12 protein-coding genes are annotated in these 18,995 nt (G+C 42.5%); 5 read left to right on the forward strand and 7 right to left on the reverse strand.

The genetic code is table 11. From position 1 onward, the window contains the following. Positions 1 to 65 precede the first annotated feature (65 nt). Entirely contained in the window at positions 66 to 1,316 is a 1,251-nt protein-coding gene (locus tag BCU07_RS11900; protein WP_413286166.1) for a tandem large repeat, read from the reverse strand. A 195-nt stretch (positions 1,317 to 1,511) separates the two neighbouring features. Then, positions 1,512 to 8,873, reverse strand: a complete 7,362-nt coding sequence (locus BCU07_RS11905) for a hypothetical protein (protein ID WP_102427888.1) — start codon at positions 8,871 to 8,873, stop codon at positions 1,512 to 1,514. Positions 8,874 to 9,131: 258 nt separating this feature from the next. On the opposite strand from BCU07_RS11905, the gene BCU07_RS11910 reads away from it, so the two are divergent. From BCU07_RS11910 to BCU07_RS11920, 3 genes are all read left to right on the forward strand, one after another. Then, positions 9,132 to 10,082: a peptidoglycan DD-metalloendopeptidase family protein gene (locus BCU07_RS11910; RefSeq protein WP_102429276.1), complete on the forward strand. Its 951-nt coding sequence runs from the start codon at positions 9,132 to 9,134 to the stop codon at positions 10,080 to 10,082. Positions 10,083 to 10,400: 318 nt separating this feature from the next. Beyond that, complete coding sequence (gene ylqF / locus BCU07_RS11915; protein WP_009845440.1) at positions 10,401 to 11,336, forward strand: ribosome biogenesis GTPase YlqF; 936 nt, start codon at positions 10,401 to 10,403, stop codon at positions 11,334 to 11,336. 282 nt (positions 11,337 to 11,618) lie between these two features. Beyond that, on the forward strand, positions 11,619 to 12,644 hold the full coding sequence (locus tag BCU07_RS11920; RefSeq protein ID WP_065584644.1) for a GGDEF domain-containing protein: 1,026 nt from the start codon (positions 11,619 to 11,621) through the stop codon (positions 12,642 to 12,644). 147 nt (positions 12,645 to 12,791) lie between these two features. On the opposite strand, the gene tnpC is transcribed toward BCU07_RS11920, so the two are convergent. The 4 genes from tnpC to BCU07_RS11940 all read right to left on the reverse strand — a co-directional run bounded on the left by tnpC (position 12,792) and on the right by BCU07_RS11940 (position 15,736). Further along, entirely contained in the window at positions 12,792 to 14,321 is a 1,530-nt protein-coding gene (gene tnpC, locus BCU07_RS11925) for an IS66 family transposase (RefSeq protein WP_413286167.1), read from the reverse strand. Between the two features lie 59 nt (positions 14,322 to 14,380). After that, positions 14,381 to 14,734 (reverse strand): IS66 family insertion sequence element accessory protein TnpB, encoded by a 354-nt coding sequence (gene tnpB / locus BCU07_RS11930; RefSeq protein ID WP_017037716.1) that lies wholly within the window; start codon positions 14,732 to 14,734, stop codon positions 14,381 to 14,383. Next, positions 14,731 to 15,048, reverse strand: a complete 318-nt coding sequence (gene tnpA / locus BCU07_RS11935) for an IS66 family insertion sequence element accessory protein TnpA (protein WP_017068715.1) — start codon at positions 15,046 to 15,048, stop codon at positions 14,731 to 14,733. Before tnpA ends, tnpB begins: the two co-directional genes overlap by 4 nt. A gap of 142 nt (positions 15,049 to 15,190) precedes the next feature. Then, positions 15,191 to 15,736 carry a GNAT family N-acetyltransferase gene (locus BCU07_RS11940; RefSeq protein ID WP_019824456.1) on the reverse strand — a complete coding sequence of 182 codons (546 nt, stop codon included), beginning with the start codon at positions 15,734 to 15,736 and terminating at the stop codon, positions 15,191 to 15,193. Positions 15,737 to 15,902: 166 nt separating this feature from the next. Between BCU07_RS11940 and BCU07_RS11945 the strand changes: the two genes are divergently transcribed. Continuing rightward, positions 15,903 to 17,045, forward strand: coding sequence for an acyl-CoA desaturase (locus BCU07_RS11945; protein ID WP_102428840.1), 1,143 nt, complete (start codon positions 15,903 to 15,905; stop codon positions 17,043 to 17,045). Between the two features lie 239 nt (positions 17,046 to 17,284). After that, the gene (locus tag BCU07_RS11950) at positions 17,285 to 17,575 is read left to right on the forward strand and encodes a putative quinol monooxygenase (RefSeq protein WP_102428841.1); all 291 of its coding nucleotides are present in this window, start codon (positions 17,285 to 17,287) and stop codon (positions 17,573 to 17,575) included. 231 nt (positions 17,576 to 17,806) lie between these two features. Here the strand turns inward: BCU07_RS11950 and manA are convergent, their stop codons facing one another. Beyond that, positions 17,807 to 18,994, reverse strand: coding sequence for a mannose-6-phosphate isomerase, class I (gene manA, locus BCU07_RS11955; protein ID WP_017070588.1), 1,188 nt, complete (start codon positions 18,992 to 18,994; stop codon positions 17,807 to 17,809). Position 18,995 lies beyond the last annotated feature (1 nt).

Below are 18,995 nucleotides of genomic sequence, written 5' to 3' on the forward strand. Positions count from 1 at the left end.
ACATTTGCAAAAAAGGTCTGCCGAATAGGCAGACCTTTGTCTAATCTTCCATATAACGATTAGCGTTACGCTGCTAGTTTTGTGCCCTTGTCGTAAATAAGCAGTTGTCGTAATAAACTTGGCACTACGACCACTGCAGCGTTCACATCCTTATTTAATGTAAATGTAGATTCAACCAAAGTAGCATCGGCTCCAAGTGCATTGGCACCATGTAGTGACACCGTCACAGACCCACCTTCGATTGGATCAAGAGTCAGTTCATATTGCCAAACTCCGTTTTCACTAACCAGCACATCAGCATCTGAAACTTTAACTCCCCCACTGTCTGTGACACTTAGGCTCAACTTATCACCTTCAGAAAAACGAACCGTAGTACCATCGAGAATCAATGTGGGTGACTCTGATTCGTTAACATCGTTACCGCTGTTGATCGCAGAGATGCTAATAGTTGGCGTAATCGGCAGCGAATGTGTGCTGTCTTGCGCCCCCACGTTACCCAATAAGTCTTGGTAATCTTTCACCACCAAATCCACCGTCAAATCAGACGACGTCGCGACTAATACATCGACATTGCCCGTCCACACGCTGGCGTCCGCACTCTGCGTCAGCGAGATGACCGTACCACCTAACTCGGCACTGGCCGCTTGCAGCGCTTTATCGAACTTAAGACTGACCGATACGCTCTGACCTATCGCTTGGTGTTTTGGGTTAAACGTCACGCTCGTTAACGTCGGTACCGCTTGCGCGAGCGTAAAGCTTGCGCTTTCGCTTACTTGCACGCCTGCAGCGTTGGTGCCCGTCACAATAACGGTGTAGCTGCCGTTCGGTTGATCGCTGATGTCCACCGTACTGCTCCAAGCCCCACCGCTTGCTACGGTCGTAACGCCATTTTTCAATACCGTCTCATTGTCTTGCGCTTTCACTGCCAGGCGAAGCTCTTGACCATCAAAACGGGTCGAGGTGCCTGAGAAGGCCAAGTTCGCGGCATTGCTGCCGTCCACACTGCCCACCGGTGTGATGTCCAACGTTGGCGTGATAGGCAGCGAGTGTGTGCTGTCTTGCGTGCCCACATTACCCACTAGGTCTTTGTATTGCTCTGTAATCAAAGCCACTGTTAATTCATTAGTATCAGGCACTCGAACGTTACCCTTCCAAACTTTCTTATCAGCCGTAGCAGTTAGTGAGTTGATTTGATTACCACCAAGCATGGCCGTTACTTCTTGTAATTCCTTATCAAATTCAAGGGCTACTTGTACATCTTTGCCTACTTGCTGATGCATTGGATCAAATGTCACGCTAGACAGGGTTGGTAACACACCCTCAATCCCCAAAACCAAACTATCCCCTGTACCGGGGATAGTATTTACGCTTTCGTAACTATTATCACCGACTCGTATGGTTATGTTTTTGTTCTGTTTTTCAGGCGTTATGTAATTGACCGACCAAGTTATATTGTCTGTTGTACTCCATGATGCTTGCTTCAACTCGCCTGTATCATTGCCATCACTTGCTTAAATCTCTACATCTGAAAATTCAAATTGATTAACCTCTTCAGTGAAGGTAAACAAAAGTGGAATTTCAACGCCACCAGCCAAAGGCATTGATGCTGCCGTTGATATTGTTAGCTCTGGAATACTTGCTACTTCAACTTTTGTATTTAGTGACTTCTCGGTCTGGTGTTCAACTAAATCGTCTGCCGTTACATTTATTAGATAATCGCCAGGAGATAAAAGATAACGTATCAAGTAAGGGTCACCGTCTTTGGTCGGTTCTTCAATTGATTGTGGGTTTACCGGGGCATCGGTACCGTTTTCCGCAGTAGAACCAACACTGCTTAGATTTTTATCGAAGACGTATGCTCTTACATCCAAATAATATAGCCCTTCCTCTGGAATCATCGAATCCTGAGTACTGGTGATACTTGAAATGACCGGTGCTTGGTAATCAACAATGGATGCGATGCCTTCAGCATCGTAAGTCTTGTTGAGCACATTAAAGTCAATAATAACTCGCCCGATAGAATCGGTTACGGTTACTTTTTGCATATACTCAGCTTGAGCATCGATATCAAAAGTCATCGTATCTGAAGCTGTTGAAGAGGCTATTTCCCCAGAAAACTTAATCGTGTTACCTGAAACTGGAACCAAATCTATAGCATAGGAAGCAGCCTTTACATCCTCTCCCTCTTCAGAGGTAATGGTGAACGCTTGGCTATCATTAGTAAAAGCAAGCTTACCCCCTTGTAAACTCGTTATTCCATCAAAAGCCAAATCAATAGTTGGTATCCTAATGTCAATATCAGTCGTCTTATTTTGAGTCCAACCTACATTGTCAGTTGCTTCGACATTGACTCGTATCGAATTCAACTCTTCTAACTCAGTTTTTGGAAGATCAAAATAAAGGTGTGAATTGTCGCCAATGTCATCTTTATCAAATACATATTTAGGATTAACTATTGTGTACTTAACCTTTGCTATACCGCTACCTTCATCCCACACAGAAAACTGAAATCTAACTAAGCTAGAATCATCCGGAGATTCATTGAGGGATACAGTGTCGTCAACATTTGGTAGGCTATTATCGACCATTACGCTGACTTCATCGCTTATAGACTCTCCCCATACATCAATAATTTGAATTTTAGGCTTGATAAATTGACCATCTAGTTTGTCATCTAATGGCGCGGTAAACGTCGAGCAAGAATAGTCATCCTCACACTTAGTGAAAGGGCCAAAGTTCTCTGGGTTATCATTCAAATTATATGACGCACCATCTAGAGTTGCGACGACATTTTCAAGATCAGAATTTTGTCCAACCTTCACCTTGAATTTCATTTCAAGGGTCTCACCTCGAATAATAGTATCTTCAGCAGGGCTGGTAATAGCGATTTCTAAATCGCCTTGGGCTGGAAGCAATAATTCTAACGCATGATCCGAACCTAAGTTTCCGGCGACATCAGACAAGTTCTTAATCGTGTATAAGTGCTGTAACGCCCCCGGAGAGAGGATATCGGCATACAACTCTCTATACGTACATGTCGTTATACCCAATTGAGAGCTACAACTATTTGGTTCAAAAGACACATTTAATCGATTTCTTACCAATAACGGTTCGTTACCATCACTAATATCCACACCAGAAAGATTGTCTTTGAAGCTCAATGTTAAGCTCAGAACTTTCTTACCTTCGGCGTTCAAACCAACGTCATTGCCAGTAAATTGATATGTGTCTTGTTCAACCGTAGGGGCATCGATATCCATCATATTAAAGCTGAATTTATTGACTGTTTCAGTATCATTCGTCCCTACTGTTTTCGTTATCAAAACCACAGGTGAAACAGACATATTCACATCAGTTGTAATGCTACACTTATAATTTTCTTGAGGATTAGTTATAACACCTGAATAAGCATTGTTCGAACCATCTTCCGGCACACCGTCTGAGGTGTAATTCTCTCTAACCCAACATTCTAATGTTTTTGCTTTTACCTCACCCGCAGGGCCAAATTCAACATTAAGGGTACTTCCCGATATATGACTTTGGAAGTCAGTCGGTTTTACGATTGACAGAGCAACACCTTGACGTTGCACATTGATACTTTCTGACCGTTCGGAAACAGGCCTTTCTTGTTCAGAGCTATAGCGAACGTTATTATATACTTTGAATTCCAACTGATAGGCACCATCTTCCGTTAGATCTGCCTCTGTCAACCTAGCTTCCCAAAGGCCACCTTTCTGAGAAAATGAGATATTGTTGGTTTGTTCCCCATATTTATAAGTACCTTCAACTAGCGGGATCCCGCTCTCATCTTCAGCATCAATACTTATGATTACAGGTTCACTACGAGTAATTTGTACCTGGCCAACAGAAGAAACAGGCGTGCCATCTTCATATGTGAAAGTAACCGAGTTAATAGTGGGCTTTGAGTTTTGAACTTTAACCGCATAATCTACGGTTGTCGTATTTCCTCTAATGTCGGAACCACCTAATCTGATTGTGCGAGTCGCACTATCGCCATCGCTTTCGCCTCCTAAAGGAATCTTCATATCTTCACCAACTAAGGTGCTTGCATCAGAGGGGTTTTCTTTGAAAGTCCAATACTCTAATGTTTCATTGTTAACACCGTCTGATGATGGTGTTCCCCTATCATTTAAATCTTGGGCTGAAAGATTGAATACATAATCACCAAGATAGAAACTTTCCGGATCAAACGCATTTAACTTTAGTGATGGGCCTTCACGATCTAGCAGAACAGTTCTAATTTCTGTTTCAGATTCAAACCCATATTCGTCTAGGGCTTTGAGGTACAGGTTAGCCTTTCTGTCTTCGCCAATCACTATAGTGTCACTTTGCGTTTCTGTAATTTCGATATCAAAGGGCTGCGTTGGATCTTTGGGGTCAATTGAACGTATTGCAGCGTTTTGACCTTGTTGCCAAAGTTCAACCTTAGATACATCAGAGTCGTCAGATACTGATGTAAGCTTTACAGTAAATGCGGTACCAAGAACATAGCTTTCACCTGAATTAGTGTCTAAAACCCAAGGGTCAGCTAATTCAATTACTGGTCCCTTGTTGTCGACCAAGAATTCAAATTCACCACTGTGTGTTCCCGATGGAAAAGAACTGTCTGTTGCTGTTACGTAGAAGAAGTTTTTCTCATTATATTTAAATGCCTCCGCAACTAGTCTCACCTCTACGTTAGGCTGCATGCCTAATAGATACGGCTCAGTACTCTCTTCAGGTTCTGTTTCGTAATGTTGCAAAGTGAAACGCCTGCCAGACTCTGACTTCATATCGACTTCAACCAAACTCCCTGGACTCAAGCTCCAAGTAATATCAGGTACCCAGCTAGTATTACCACCTAAGTGGTTAATAATTTTAGACCCGTTTACTACCGGACCTTTTGAATCAAGTAATACACTAAATTGAGGGGCATTGGTCGTCTGGCGGTTAACTATATTAGACAGATTGTCTTCAGCATTAACATACACCACCCAATTACCATCTTCTGGACTAATAATATTACCTTGACTGCTACATTTGTCTCCAGAGCATAGTTTTACCTTAAAATGATCCTCTGTATTACTTGAAAAATGTGAGTTAGCGTCATAATCATTAGTAACACCGGTTGCCGAGTTGTAGAAAGTGAGCCCTCGCTCGTCCAATTTGTCTCCTACAATATCGTCAATGTTGAAAGTGAGTTCTTGAACATAATTGGTGTTCAAATAGACATTTTCGTCAATCGGATCACCATTACCATCGCTCGGGGGAATATAAGTCGCTAAAGGATAATCATTATCCACATACAAAGTTTCCGTATGTGGTTCCTCTCCATTGTAACCATAGCTATTTCCATGCTCATCCATTGCACTGGTCACAAGTGCAAACTCGACAATCCCTTTGAGATTTGAAGACTCGGTATTAAGGGTAAATAAATACTCTTTTTTATAATTATCACCACCTGACTCTCGAATATTCAGATCAATTGGGATTTCCGTATTCGGTTCAGTTTTCTTATACCACACTGTAACAAATAGTGGCTGACTGCCTTCTTCCACGACAATGCCTGACGGATCTTCCAAAATAATCCGTGAATCTAAAACACCAGCAACGTACCGTTTATTTCCAACCCATGTTTCTCGGCCATTTTCGATACTTAGCGAAGGTTGAGGCGGTGATTTATCAATACTTTCGCCATCACCGTCTATAATCTGTTCGCCATCGAGGCTTGGGTTCGCCATTGATATCTGATCGGCGTATCGCTGAGCTAGGTTAGCTGCTACACCATACTTTTCAGTCATAATGTTATAGTATGATTGCGCTAAGTCATTACGGTAAGACTTTGAGCTAAATTCATATGAATCTAGAACTATTTTTTCACCCCCACTACCAATACCGTTAGCTTGGCCATCGTACTGCAAGTCATCATAGATAGCGGAAGCAAAATCAACAGAGTTACTTAGTAGCATATTGTTTATTTGGGTAATGTCATAAATCGCTTCTACTAAAAACCGATGAATATAATTATTAGGCAGTTTTTCCGGAATAGCACCTTTCAATATTTCATTCGTTGCATACGAAACGATCGTTGGGTCGAAACCAAAGAATGAATCGCTTCCACCAGCGAGAGCATATTGTACGTCGTCTAAAATTCGTGCGGCGTTCTCTGGAGTCTTGTTTCCAGCTTCAACTTGATTCCATTGATAGTCAAACAGTCCGGTTTGGTATGTTGCTAGCTCGGTAATATAAAAAGTCTTAGAACCATTAAGTTTAAAGTAGGCACCTATATTCGCGCTATTTAGGTTCACTTGTTCTGATTGTGTACCTGGATCACTCTCCCACTTGTAGTAATACGGTTGCGTATTACCATCAATACCGATTAACCGCACTCGCATAAAGTCGTAGTTAACTACATCAGTTGTTGTTTCACATCCAGCAACATCGAGTGCTTTATTTGTTCCATCACTTTCTAAGTGCTGAATCGTGGTACATCTTCCTAGCGAGGTAAACTCTCCCTTCGAGTTTAATCCCTCCAATTGCACACTAGCCCCGATAAATGGAGTAACGATCGTCATTGTCGGCAAGTCGAAGCTACTACGAAAATAAACTTCTTGCTCAGCACTTTCATTTTCAGACTCGTCAATAGTTTGAATCACTAGTTTTTGACTGCTGTTCTCGGACGTCGAAGCGAAGTTGTCACCAAGTATTTCTTTTACAAAAGGAACATAATAGATAACCTCATTTACGTGTCCTTCAGTATCAGAGATAGTTTCGTGGGGTATGTTAGCGGCAGAGGCTACGGTATCGGTTACCTTCTGAAGCACGTAGTTATTATCATTGTTTGCGCTTACTAAATACTTAACAACTAGCTTAAGTTTGTCGGCACTAGATCCTAACCCCATATCCCCGTTGCCATCTGAGACTCTGACACGAACATATGGAATTTTGTTATCTTTGAGGTCGTTGACATTAAAGTCACTAAAATCGACATCGGGAATTGAGTTTAAAATCCCCTTGCTCGCGTAAATGTAATCAATCTTCAAATAATCACGAGTGGATTGAACCGTTTCTGATGTGTAGGTGTCTTGCGTATAAACATCTTCTTTAGTTACGCGTTCCCCATCAACACTAACGTTGACATAATTCATTGGAGCATTCTCTGGGTAGCTAATCACTTGCGCCGGCGCTTGAGCATCACGAACGACTTCGTGAACTTCCTTACCAATATTCCCGTTGCTATCGGTGGCTTTAATTTCAAATGTTGTTATCGATACGAATTCATCGGTTGAATATCCCTTACTGAATTCACAGGCACTGCCTGACTCTAAAGTTATATGACCACAAGAAACGCTATCATCTAAACCGCCTTTAAATGAAACCGTTACCGAATCAATCTCTTGCGAGTCTTCTTTTACAGTGCCTTTAAGCACATACTCTTTTGCACTGTTGTTTATAGAACTAGCCGAGGTTACTTCAATTACCGGCGCATTGTTGTCCCATTCAAAGTTTACATAATGGCCAACATCTCGCCCTTGAACTAATTCGTTACCTAAGACGTCAGTCGTATAAAAAACCAAACGTGCCGCAGTTACATTTGAGAGTCCCGTATCCGAATCAACTTCTACCGCGTCAATGGCTTTTGTGTCTACACTTACTTTAATACTTGTTTCTCTAAGACCAGATTCAAAGCCGTCGAATTCCAAGAAACAAAACTCACTACCCGCAGTTTGTTCATCGTCACACTGACTCTCGAGAGACCAGACACCGTCCAGTTGGTATTCAAGGTACGCTGAGACACCTTGAACACCAATTTCATCATTGAGCTTAATATCCACTTTATCGAGGCTTACCAATACATCACTGTCTGTTCTAGACACTGTAGGCGCTTCGGTATCAATTTCGGTTTCATCGCGAGGTGGGATCACACCGCCAGTACCGCTATTGGTGCCTTGGTCATTAATCTTACGGCTAAACTCAACATAGTCGTCTGCGTCTGTTCCTGAAATATTTAAGTTAGGATCATTGACGACAATTAGAACATGCTGTGCCAAATCGTGAGTGTAAATATCACTAGAGACTTTTTGTTGACCGAAGGTTAAAGGGGTTACCCCTCCCGACACAGTACTTATTTCCAGCCCATCAAGAAGACCATCGGCAATGACATCTCGATATTGGATATCAGCCAAATGCATCGATGTGTAAATATTACTCTGAGTATCACCGTATTTTTGAATTAGGTCGTACGAATAAGAAGAATAAGCGGTTAACAAAGCACCATATTGGTGACCGGATGTAGCAAAACTACTTTGACCACCTTTGGTTATGTCTATCGGTGTAGTTTCATTGACATCGAAACCATACATATCGTTAATGCTATTTAATGCTTCTGAGATAGCAGTAGAGCCTGACACTCCCTTGCCTACTTTGTATTGAGTTAAACCTGAAACGATGTTAGTCAAAGGGGTCAGCATTAAGTTTTGATCACGCCCTTCTTTGTAATTGAGCATGGCTTCTAAACGCAGTGTTTTGCCGTTACTGACAGAAACTGTATTTTTCGTTAAGGGATCGGTATAACTGCCTTCTTTAGCTACGATGAAAAGTGGCATCGATGAAGATTCAAATTCAACCTTGTAGTCACCAAAAGCATCGGAAGTCGTACTTGCTAACTTCCTACCTAGGTTTCCATCCTTGTATTCAAACACCTCAATTTTCGCACCGCTCACAGGAGCGTCAAAAACGTTACCTGAGATGCTTCCGGTATTCCTTGCTGGCGGGGTGTTATCACCTCCGCCTTCCCCACCGCCACATGCGCTTAAGATAAGCGACGTAACAATAAGACCTAATGTTGATTTCAACGTATTTTTAGTGAACATAGTTTTCTGGCAGAGTATATTTTTCCGCGATTATATTATCGTCTAAGATTTTCTCAACATGACATAATAACTACTTATAAAGTACAGTTTAGCTAAATCAAAAGGTGAAATGTTTGTTTTTTATCTCTCTAAAAACACACCCTATACCTTTAGCTAGTCATTACGAAGGAATGAACTAAAATAACATGCAAAAAAAACAAATAAATATTATGATCTAATTCTTATTTTTATCCATTAACCGAATTTTATTGATAATTTATGTATTTGAAAATAAATAGCCATTTAAGTCGCCGTACCCTTTCCTTTGGCCTTTTGATGGTTTTTTTGATCGTTTCAACAGCCATATCGCTAAGCTACAATCATTCAAATACTGATAAAAAACAGGCACCTAAAATAGCCAAGCCCAAAAGCATTCATATTCCAACCCCAGCTCCGACATCTGAAATGGTTTCAGGGGTTGTGAAATACTCTTTTGTCAGTTCTATACTATCCTCTGGTTTGACGAACAATGAATTAAAATCACTATTGAGTCTATTAGGTGATAATTTTGACATTATTAAATCAGTTAACAACGGTGATAAGTTTTCAATAAAAACCCAACATGATGGTACAAAAACAGAATATGTCAGTGCTTTTTACTATTTAGGTAGTGATATAGAATTTTTTGCTATGAGAGGGGCGGATGATAATATCTATAACGAAAATGGATATAAGTTAAATAATGACTATGTATTCCCTCTTCCTCAGCATTTTCGCGTAAGTTCACCGTTCGATTTAAGCAGAAAACACCCAATAACGAACCGCATTGCCCCCCACTTTGGAACAGATTACGCAACACCAATAGGTACAAAGGTTCATTCATTGTCAGATGGCATCGTTTTGAAGTCCCGGTATAACCGTTTTGCTGGTAACTATCTAACCATAAAACACGCTGATGGAAACTACGCTCGCTACCTACACCTTTCAGAAAAACACGTTTCGGCCGGAGAGTTCATCACTAAAGGTCAAATCATTGGACTCACTGGAAATTCAGGTCGAACTACTGGTCCTCACTTACATATAGAACTATCGGTTGCGGGAGTGCCTGTGGATTTCGAACAATATATCAATACAGACAGAAGTTATAACAACCAATTCATTTATATCGCTCAAGCAGAACGTAAACAGTTGATGAAAAATCTCGTTCAATCAAATCAACCACAGACATAACCCCATAGGATTATGTCTCCAGTCGGATCTTAGAGATAAAACACTCAATGCAATAGTATTTTATCTTTCAACAATTGGCGACACACAAAAACTTACTTTTCGCCGAATCCATTTCAAATCATCAACTGTTAAATCAAATGCCTGCTAGATGGATTACAGCATTTGAAATCTCTACGTATGCGCCCCTTACAATCGCTCACTGCAATAATATTGCCTGTAAGGACTTTCACTCTGATTAATCTACGGCAACATAGCGCTTTACACGCCCTAACGAACCCTTACAATGTGCAGCAAATATATTTATCAAGGTTTATCTCTATGTCTATTCAATGGTTTCCGGGTCACATGCATAAAGCCCGCAAAGAAATCGAAGAAGTTATCCCACAAGTTGATGTGATCATCGAAGTACTGGACGCTCGTATCCCGTTCAGTAGTGAAAACCCAATGATCTCTTCACTGCGCGGCGATAAGCCTTGTGTAAAAGTGTTAAACAAGCGCGATCTTGCAGACCCTGAGCTAACTGAGCGTTGGATTGAGCACTTCGAAAAAGAGCAAGGTGTTAAGGCTATTGCGATTACCACCAGCGCTAAAGAAGAAGTTAACCACGTTATGGAGCTAGTGCGTAAACTGGCACCGCACCGTGAACAGATGGGCAAGAATATTCGTACAATGATCATGGGCATCCCGAACGTGGGTAAATCGACCATTATCAATTGCTTGGCTGGACGTACGATCGCGGTTACTGGTAACCAACCTGCGGTAACTCGTCGTCAACAACGTATCAACCTGCAGAATGGCGTGATCCTTTCAGACACTCCAGGAATCCTTTGGCCTAAAGTAGAAAACCCACACAGTGGCTTCCGCTTGGCTGCAACAGGTGCTGTAAAAGATACAGCAATGGAATACGATGAAGTGGCATTCTACACAGTAGAATACCTAGCAAAGCAGTACCCTAACCTTTTGCAAGAGCGTTACCAAATTGAAGAGCTGCCTGAGTCTGACATCGAACTGATGGAAGCGATTGGCCGTAAGCGTGGTGCACTTCGTGCCGGTGGTCATATCGACATTCACAAATGTTCAGAAATCCTGCTTCACGAATTGCGTAATGGCACTTTAGGTAAGGTAACGCTTGAGTTGCCAGAAATGATCACACAAGAGCTGATCGAAGTTGAAGAAGCGGCTGCGCTGAAAGCGGAACAACAGATTAAGAAAAAAGAAGAGCGTCGTAAGCGTTACCTGAAGAACAAGCGTTAATCGCGATTAGTTTTTATAATCTGCTTTAATTTCTGTTTACCACTCTTACACCAGCCTCTAGATATTCACGCTCTATCGATAATAGAGCGTGAATATTGCCCGCTACCGTTTGTTGATCTAGCTAACATACTGACAAATCTATAGAAATGGTCGTTTACAATCCCAAAGACTGTGACATACTACGCAAATTATTGTGTATCAATCTCGGCTAATTTCTCAATGCGCTCTTATTCTGGGTTCAAGAATCAAAGATTTAAAACCTATTTCGATAATGAAATTTATTTGCCGTACATAAATTTCATCTACATCCCTATCTCAATATTCTGTGCTTTTATCGTCACCGACTACATCCACTTTGGTAGCGAGTGCATTACGCCTATCATTTTCCGAGTCATACTTTTTTTATTGATGATGGCCGCCGCCAGATACTGTATTACAAACAAACCCAACGTTTTGGAACTCGTAGAAAGTGCCTTCCTTGTAATTAGCTCACTTTTCTTGGTCTATATCGGTCGACTAGCCATCGAGCTGAACAACTTCGATTACCAAGGTGGCATCATTTTAGTGATGATCTACATTGGTACATTTTCAAGATTGTCAGCCAGATACAGTATATCTACGCTGTCGTTTATCTTTTTGGCTTATCTCATCGGCCTTGCGCCACTGCTTTATGAAGCGGAGCCAGAGCATGAAATAGAAACAATTTCCGTTTATATCTCGGCTTACATCCTAATCTCAGCGGCCTGTGTTAGACGTGACCTGGAAGTACACAAACGTTTCGCTCAATCCGAGCAACTCCGCAAACAAGCGATTCAGCTTCGCAAGCAATCTAATATGTTCGAGGCCCTTTCCTATCAAGACGCACTAACGGGCTGCTACAACCGCCTTTATCTTCATCAGGTGATAGAACCGAGCATAGACCGTCAGCGATCCATTACATCGCTCATGATAGATATTGATCATTTCAAATCGATTAACGACACCTACGGCCATCAAATGGGTGACATGGTGATCAAAGAACTGGCCGATGAGATTCAAAAACGACTACCGACTAGCAGTAACTGCTTTCGATACGGCGGTGAAGAGTTTTTGGTGCTGGTCCAAGGAGAAACCGAGGCTTCAATTGAATCGCTGGTTAATGCCCTTTTAGAATCCCCTACTCGCCTTAGATTAGAAGTAACAATTTCAATCGGTGTGAAACATGCCCCTCAAGCCCTTGGTTCTGTCGAGCAGCTTATCGACGACGCTGACCAAGCACTCTACATTTCGAAAAAAGGCGGTAGGAATAAGATCACATGGTGTGATTAATCGCCCAATATTTCACGCATCTTTGCGAATCATTAAAACGACCACTAATTCAATCAAAAAAGCCCCGAGCAACTTAATACTCGGGGCTTTTGTCTTTGTTCTTCTGCTTTAAAATGTATCCGCCCCATGAACCCACGGGGCGACTTGTCAGTGTTTGAAGTTCCAAGGCAGGAGTGCGTCGATATCAGGCTCAGCTTTCGCCAGCTCTTTCATGCACTTGACCATGTAGTCGTAGAGGATAAGACCGTTGGCTTTCGCGGTCTCGATGATGCTGTAAAGCATCGCGCTCGCATCAGCACCGTTTGGTGTGTTAGAGAACAGCCAGTTCTTCCTGCCAATGACCAGTGGTTTAATTGCGCGTTCAGCGCGATTATTATCAATAGATAAGTGACCATCGTCGATATAACGAATGAGTTTAGGCCATTGCCCGAGCGTGTACTTTATTGCTTTGCCTAGTGGGCTAGAGCCTATCACCTTCTGGGTTGTCATCCATTGGTAAAGCTCATCCAGTATCGGCTTGGCAAGCGCTTGACGCTCTGCTTTTCGCTCTTCGGCAGGCGCACCTTTTAAGCGTGATTCTATCCCGTAGAGTTTTTGGATTTTAGCCAGCGCCTTATCAGCCTTGCCCGATTTACCTTTCCCTTGAAGCTTTTTAGCATCCATGAACTTGCGACGAGCATGCGCTAAGCACCCTACCTTGGTGACGTGATGAAGTCCATCATAAGCCGCGTAGCCATCGGTTTGTAGATAACCGTTGTAGTCACCTAAAAAGTCCACGGGACACGCCCTCGCGCGACTGTTTTGATAGTCGTACAAGGCAATATTTTTCACATTCGGCAGTGCCGCTTCGGGTGAGTCAGCGCCTGAGCAGTAGAGCCACATATAACACTGCTTCTCTTCTTTGAGCACATTGAGCGGCGTTTCATCCGCTTGAACCACCACTTGTTGAAGTAGGTGCTCTTTCAAGGCGGCATACAGCGGGGCGAACTTCTCACTGACTTGGATGACCCACCTAGCCATGGTGGTACGTGATAGCTCGATACCCGACTGGGTAAACAGCGATTCTTGACGGTAAAGTGGCATCGCGTATTGGTATTTTCCAAGAATGATGTTGGTCAGCAAACTTTCTGTGGCGAAGCTTTTAGGGATGAGGCTCTGAGGGGATGGCTTCTGAACGATTCGGCTGCTGTCGCCTGTTTTCTCGCACTGGCGGCAAGCGTACTTAGGACGAACATATTCCAACACTTTGAGTACCGCTGGCGTGAACTCTAGCTTCTCGCTGCGGTCTTCCCCGATTTTATGCAGGCTATGATTGCAGCAAGCGCACTGCTTTTCATGGTCGTCTATATCAAGTTCGATAACCTCACGAGGCAAGGTCTTAGGCAGAGGTTTACGTTTACCGCGCTTTTTCGTTGTGGTCGTGGTTGTCACCTCAACCTCGTCTTCTTTAACGGCTTCACATTCCGCTTCGTTGAAGAGGTCACCTTGTGATTCATCGTAAGGCTTTAATGCCTCCGAGCGTTTCGCGAACTGACGGTCGAAGGCGAGTTTGAGTTGTTCAAGCAGCGATTGGCGCTCTTGTTTCCACTCATTTTTCTCCGACATCAGAGCAGCTACCATCGCTTGTAACTCGGCAACATCTTGGCTTTCTGGGTCGATATTTGGCGTCTTTTTCATAGCATTGATTATACTAAAATCGTGCCGTTAACGCTTGGAGAATAAGGCTTTATGCTCGATTAACTCATTGTAAAATCGTTTATTTTGATGGGTTCGTGGCCGATAATTGTGAAGCCTGAAAGCAGTCTGTCAAGCTCAAATTGAGTAAGGGTAAACACCTGATTTTTCTCTTTTGAAGGCCACTTATACTTGGCTTTTTCAAGGCGTTTATACCAGAGGGCGAAGCCTGTTTTATCCCAGTACAACACTTTAATCTTATCGCGCTGTTTATTGGTAAACAGGAACAGCGCACCGCTGCCAAGAGGCAAGTCAGTATCATTTTCGATAATCGCTGCAAGGCCGTTGATGGACTTTCTAAAATCGACGCTTTCACGATAAAGGTAAATGTCTGGAGCGCTGAGCATACCTTTCATGACAACGCTCCAATGAGTTCAGCAAGATAGGTGGCTGGCGTGCCTTGAGGAATGCTCAGCTCCACATCATTGATGAGAAGTGTCATGTTCGCCGTAGCTATCTGGGCCTGATACTTGGTTGTCTTTTCAACGATTTCGGCTTTAACAAATCCGACAGATTCCGATTGGCTTGCTGTTTGGAGTTGACGCCGTTTGGCAAAAAACGTGGATAAACTCAGTCCATGCTCTTCACAAAAAGCGCGTTGGGTAACACTGCTGCTTTCATATTGCTCAAACAGTGATTGCCATTCTAGGTTGGTACGTCGTTTTGCCATTTCAACTCTCCTTTGGGTTGGAGAGTTGATCTTATTCTTCGTGCTGAAGGATTAGAATGCGGTGTTCATGACACGCTTACTTTAAAATAGCTTCGTTAAGAACCTGCTACTCAGCAAAAAAACAGTATTCAACAAGAATCGACTAAGAATACACAACGCTCGCTGTTTTCTGTTCAAGTTCAACGGGAGAGCTCCAAGAAATCACTTTTTCATTCACTTGGCTGCCACATGGTGCGTTCCAAACTTGCTCTAGTTCTTCTTTGCCACCAATCGCCTGATAAAAAGCAATCGCTTGGTGGTTCTCAGACATCACCTCTAGGTAAAGCCCTGAGTCCGAATAGTATTGCTGCAACCACTTCGACAATTCAGACAACAGACGCTTGCCTACACCTCGTCCACGATAATTATTATCTACATGTAACGCATCGATGAACGTGCCACGCTCAAAGTTGTGATTACCAAACGCGCAGACGAAACCAACCAGTAAACCGCCCTCTTCAAGCAATAAAACATGTTGGTTAAAAGGAGGGTTAATCAAACGAGTCTGCCAAATAACAGATCTGTCCTCCAAAACATCATTTTCTAAGTAATCATCAGCAAGAATGCCACGATAATATAGCTTCCAGCTATCCGCGTGTAATTGGGCAATCCGCTCATAATCTTTATATTCAGCTACCTTAATTTCCATTTATTAGCCCTTAGTACTTCCATTTATGACTTGCTACTACATTTCACACTACCTTTATACAATATTTAAGCAAAACATACTAATACACGTTTACACTTTCAATATTGACTTACACGTGTACGCTGATATTCTAGCGCACAGATGTAAGCTCAATGGAAATTTGCTAATGAATAGTGCCGACAAACAAACTACAAAAAAGCCGCCATTAATCTGGCTCAATATTTTTGTATTCTCTTTTAGTATGCTGCTTGCTGTTGTTGCGGCTCCCGTTTATGGCTACTTTTTTGGCTATGGTATGGAGCACTGGATATGGCTAGCAATCTGTTTTACGTTCTGTAACCTTTCAATCACAACAGGTTATCACCGCTTATGGTCTCATAAAGCGTTTGAAGCACATTCGAGCCTAAGATTTTTATTTGCATTAGGTGGCGCATTTGCCCTGCAGAACAGCGCGTTACACTGGTCTTCTGATCACCGTGTGCACCACAAGCATGTAGATAACAACGACAAAGACCCATACTCAGCAAAACGTGGTTTTTGGTATTCTCACATCGGGTGGATGATTCGTAACTACAGCACCTCGATGTATGAAAATTATGAAAATTGTCGAGATTTAAAGAAAGACAAAATTGTTATGTGGCAGCACAAGCACTATGTTCTGTTGGCATTGCTAATGAACTTCGGTGTTCCTATCGCTTTAGGTGTTATTTACGGTGACGTACTTGGCATGTTGTTAATCGTAGGTGCTGTTCGTTTGGTACTTAACCACCACACAACATTCTTTATTAACTCTCTTGCTCACATCTGGGGTAGCCAACCTTTTACTGACAAAAACACAGCGCGTGATAACGGTGTGTTAGCAGTACTCACTTTCGGCGAAGGCTACCACAACTTCCACCACATCTTTGAGAACGACTACCGTAACGGCATCTACTGGTGGCAATACGATCCAACAAAATGGTTGATTAAGAGTGCTTCGTTGATGGGACTGGCAAGTAAGCTTAAGAAAACCCCTCAAGCTCGTATTGAGAAAGCTGAAGCGTCAATGTTACTTAAACGCACCCAGCAAAAAATCATGCATCGTGCCGACAAGCAACAAATCGCAGAGAAGCTTCAACAAGAGTTTGATGCTCTAGTATCAAACATGAACGAATATTACGAAGTTAAAAAACAGCTACTTGAAAGCAAGCGCGAAGACGTTGTGAAGAAGTACGAACACTCTGTTCTTAAGGTTCGTTATCAGCAAATCAAAATGAATTTCGAACAACAGAAGAAAAATTGGGCAATGACGGTTGAGCAATACGCTTAAGCTAAAACAGTACGCTTAACACCCCAGTAACAACACAGTTTAATTCTTATTCAAAAGCCCTCATATTGCTATGAGGGCTTTTTTTAATAAGCATAACCTACTCGGCTCTGGCCCTATGCTCTCGAGTTTGAATTGTGGATGGTAAGAACCATAGTTATTGGATTTCAGAACTCTTTCTTCATTTTGAATTTATACTTATATTACTTAAACTTACCGAGTTTAAAGCGAAGGAATTGAAAATGAGCAAACTGACTATTATTGCAACGATCGTCTCTAAAGAAGACAAAACTGAGCTTGTAAAAGCTGAGATGATTAAATTGATCGATAAAACCCGTGTTGAAGACGGCTGTATTAACTACGATCTGCACCAAGATAACAGTAACCCTGCTCACTTCGTTTTTCATGAGAACTGGGAGTCTGAAGTTCATCTAGAGAAGCACTTAGCGAGCCAACACATCGCTGACTACATGGCTGCGACTGAAGGTTGTATTGAAGCCTTTGTGCTTAATAAAATGACGCACATTGCCTAACCAGTCACTCAGTACTAATTCAATAAAAAGCCCTGCTCTGATCGCAGGGTTTGTCTTTTCTACAAGCTTATATCTGCTCATTCTAATAATGAAAAAACCCGCCAGAGTAGCGGGTATGGTCAATAATCATGACTGTCAAAGACAGATAGGTAACAACCATCAATCCAATATTGAGTACCACTTTACAGTGGCACTCTGACATTTCTTTTGCTGATCGCTAGCACGGGGGCACTAGTTAAAAGCACGAGCCAAAATGCCATTCCCTTGATATTGGTAAACACTTGAATTACTACTTACAAAGACCGATTCTCCGGGCTTAAGAGAAACTGACCGCCCTTCTGAAGTGACGGTCGCCTCTCCTTCCACACAGAACAAGATCTCCGCGCTACGTAGATACTGTGACTTGCTCTCATCAGTCGCAGACAAGATATCAAAGCCAAAGTCATCCACTGGAATCGGATAACTCATCTTGCCCTCTTTCAATACAGGCTTAAGGCGGATATCTTCTGGCTTAATCGGCTCAAAGATTGTGTTGTCGATAAGCTCAGGGACATCGATATATTTGGGAGTGAGACCGGCACGCAGCACATTGTCTGAGTTTGCCATAATCTCTAAACCCGTACCTTGAACATAAGCATGTGGGGTTTCTGCGAACAGGAACATCGCTTCACCGGGCGCCAGCTCAACCGTGTTAAGCATTAATGGTGCAAATAAGCCAATATCACCTGGATAATGCTGTTTGAATTCGATGCTGTATTGAAGAGCTTCACGCCCCATGACCGTTTTGGCTGGTCGCGCATGTGCAGCATAAAGCTCATTAAGCGCAGACGCTTTGCGGTCACCTTCAAGAGACATAATGGCGCTAAAGAACGACTTCAAAGAATCACTGTCGGCATTGGCTTTTAGTACATTAAGCTCAATCGCTAACGAAGGAATATCCGCTTCTTCGAACAAGGCAATAATGTCGTCGATTGGACGAAAGCCATTCATCGCTTTGTAGAAGGTCAACGCATAAACCAACTCAGGTTTATGGTTTGGATCTTTGTAGTTGCGATTAGACGCATTCAAAGGGATACCAAGTGCATTCTCACGCTCAAAACCTAATTCTGATTTTCGCTTGTTCGGGTGAACCTGAATCGATAACGGTGTTTCAGCGGCCAACACCTTAAACAAGAAAGGCAATTCACCGAAACGAGCCGCCGTGTATCCGCCTAAGACATCGATTTTGTTTTCATCAATCATGTGAGAAAGCGATTCACCGGTATCGCCTACCTTTGAACAACCATTTGGATGAGCACCCATCCAAATTTCTGCTTGAGGTTCCTGGTTTGGGTTCACAATACCAAACAATTGGTTAATGGAGTCTTTGCTTCCCCATGCGTAGTTTTGAATAACGTTGTCGAGTTTAAATAGAGACATA

Source organism: Vibrio sp. 10N.261.54.E10, from assembly GCF_002877735.2.
GTDB classification, from domain to species: Bacteria; Pseudomonadota; Gammaproteobacteria; order Enterobacterales; family Vibrionaceae; genus Vibrio; species Vibrio crassostreae_C.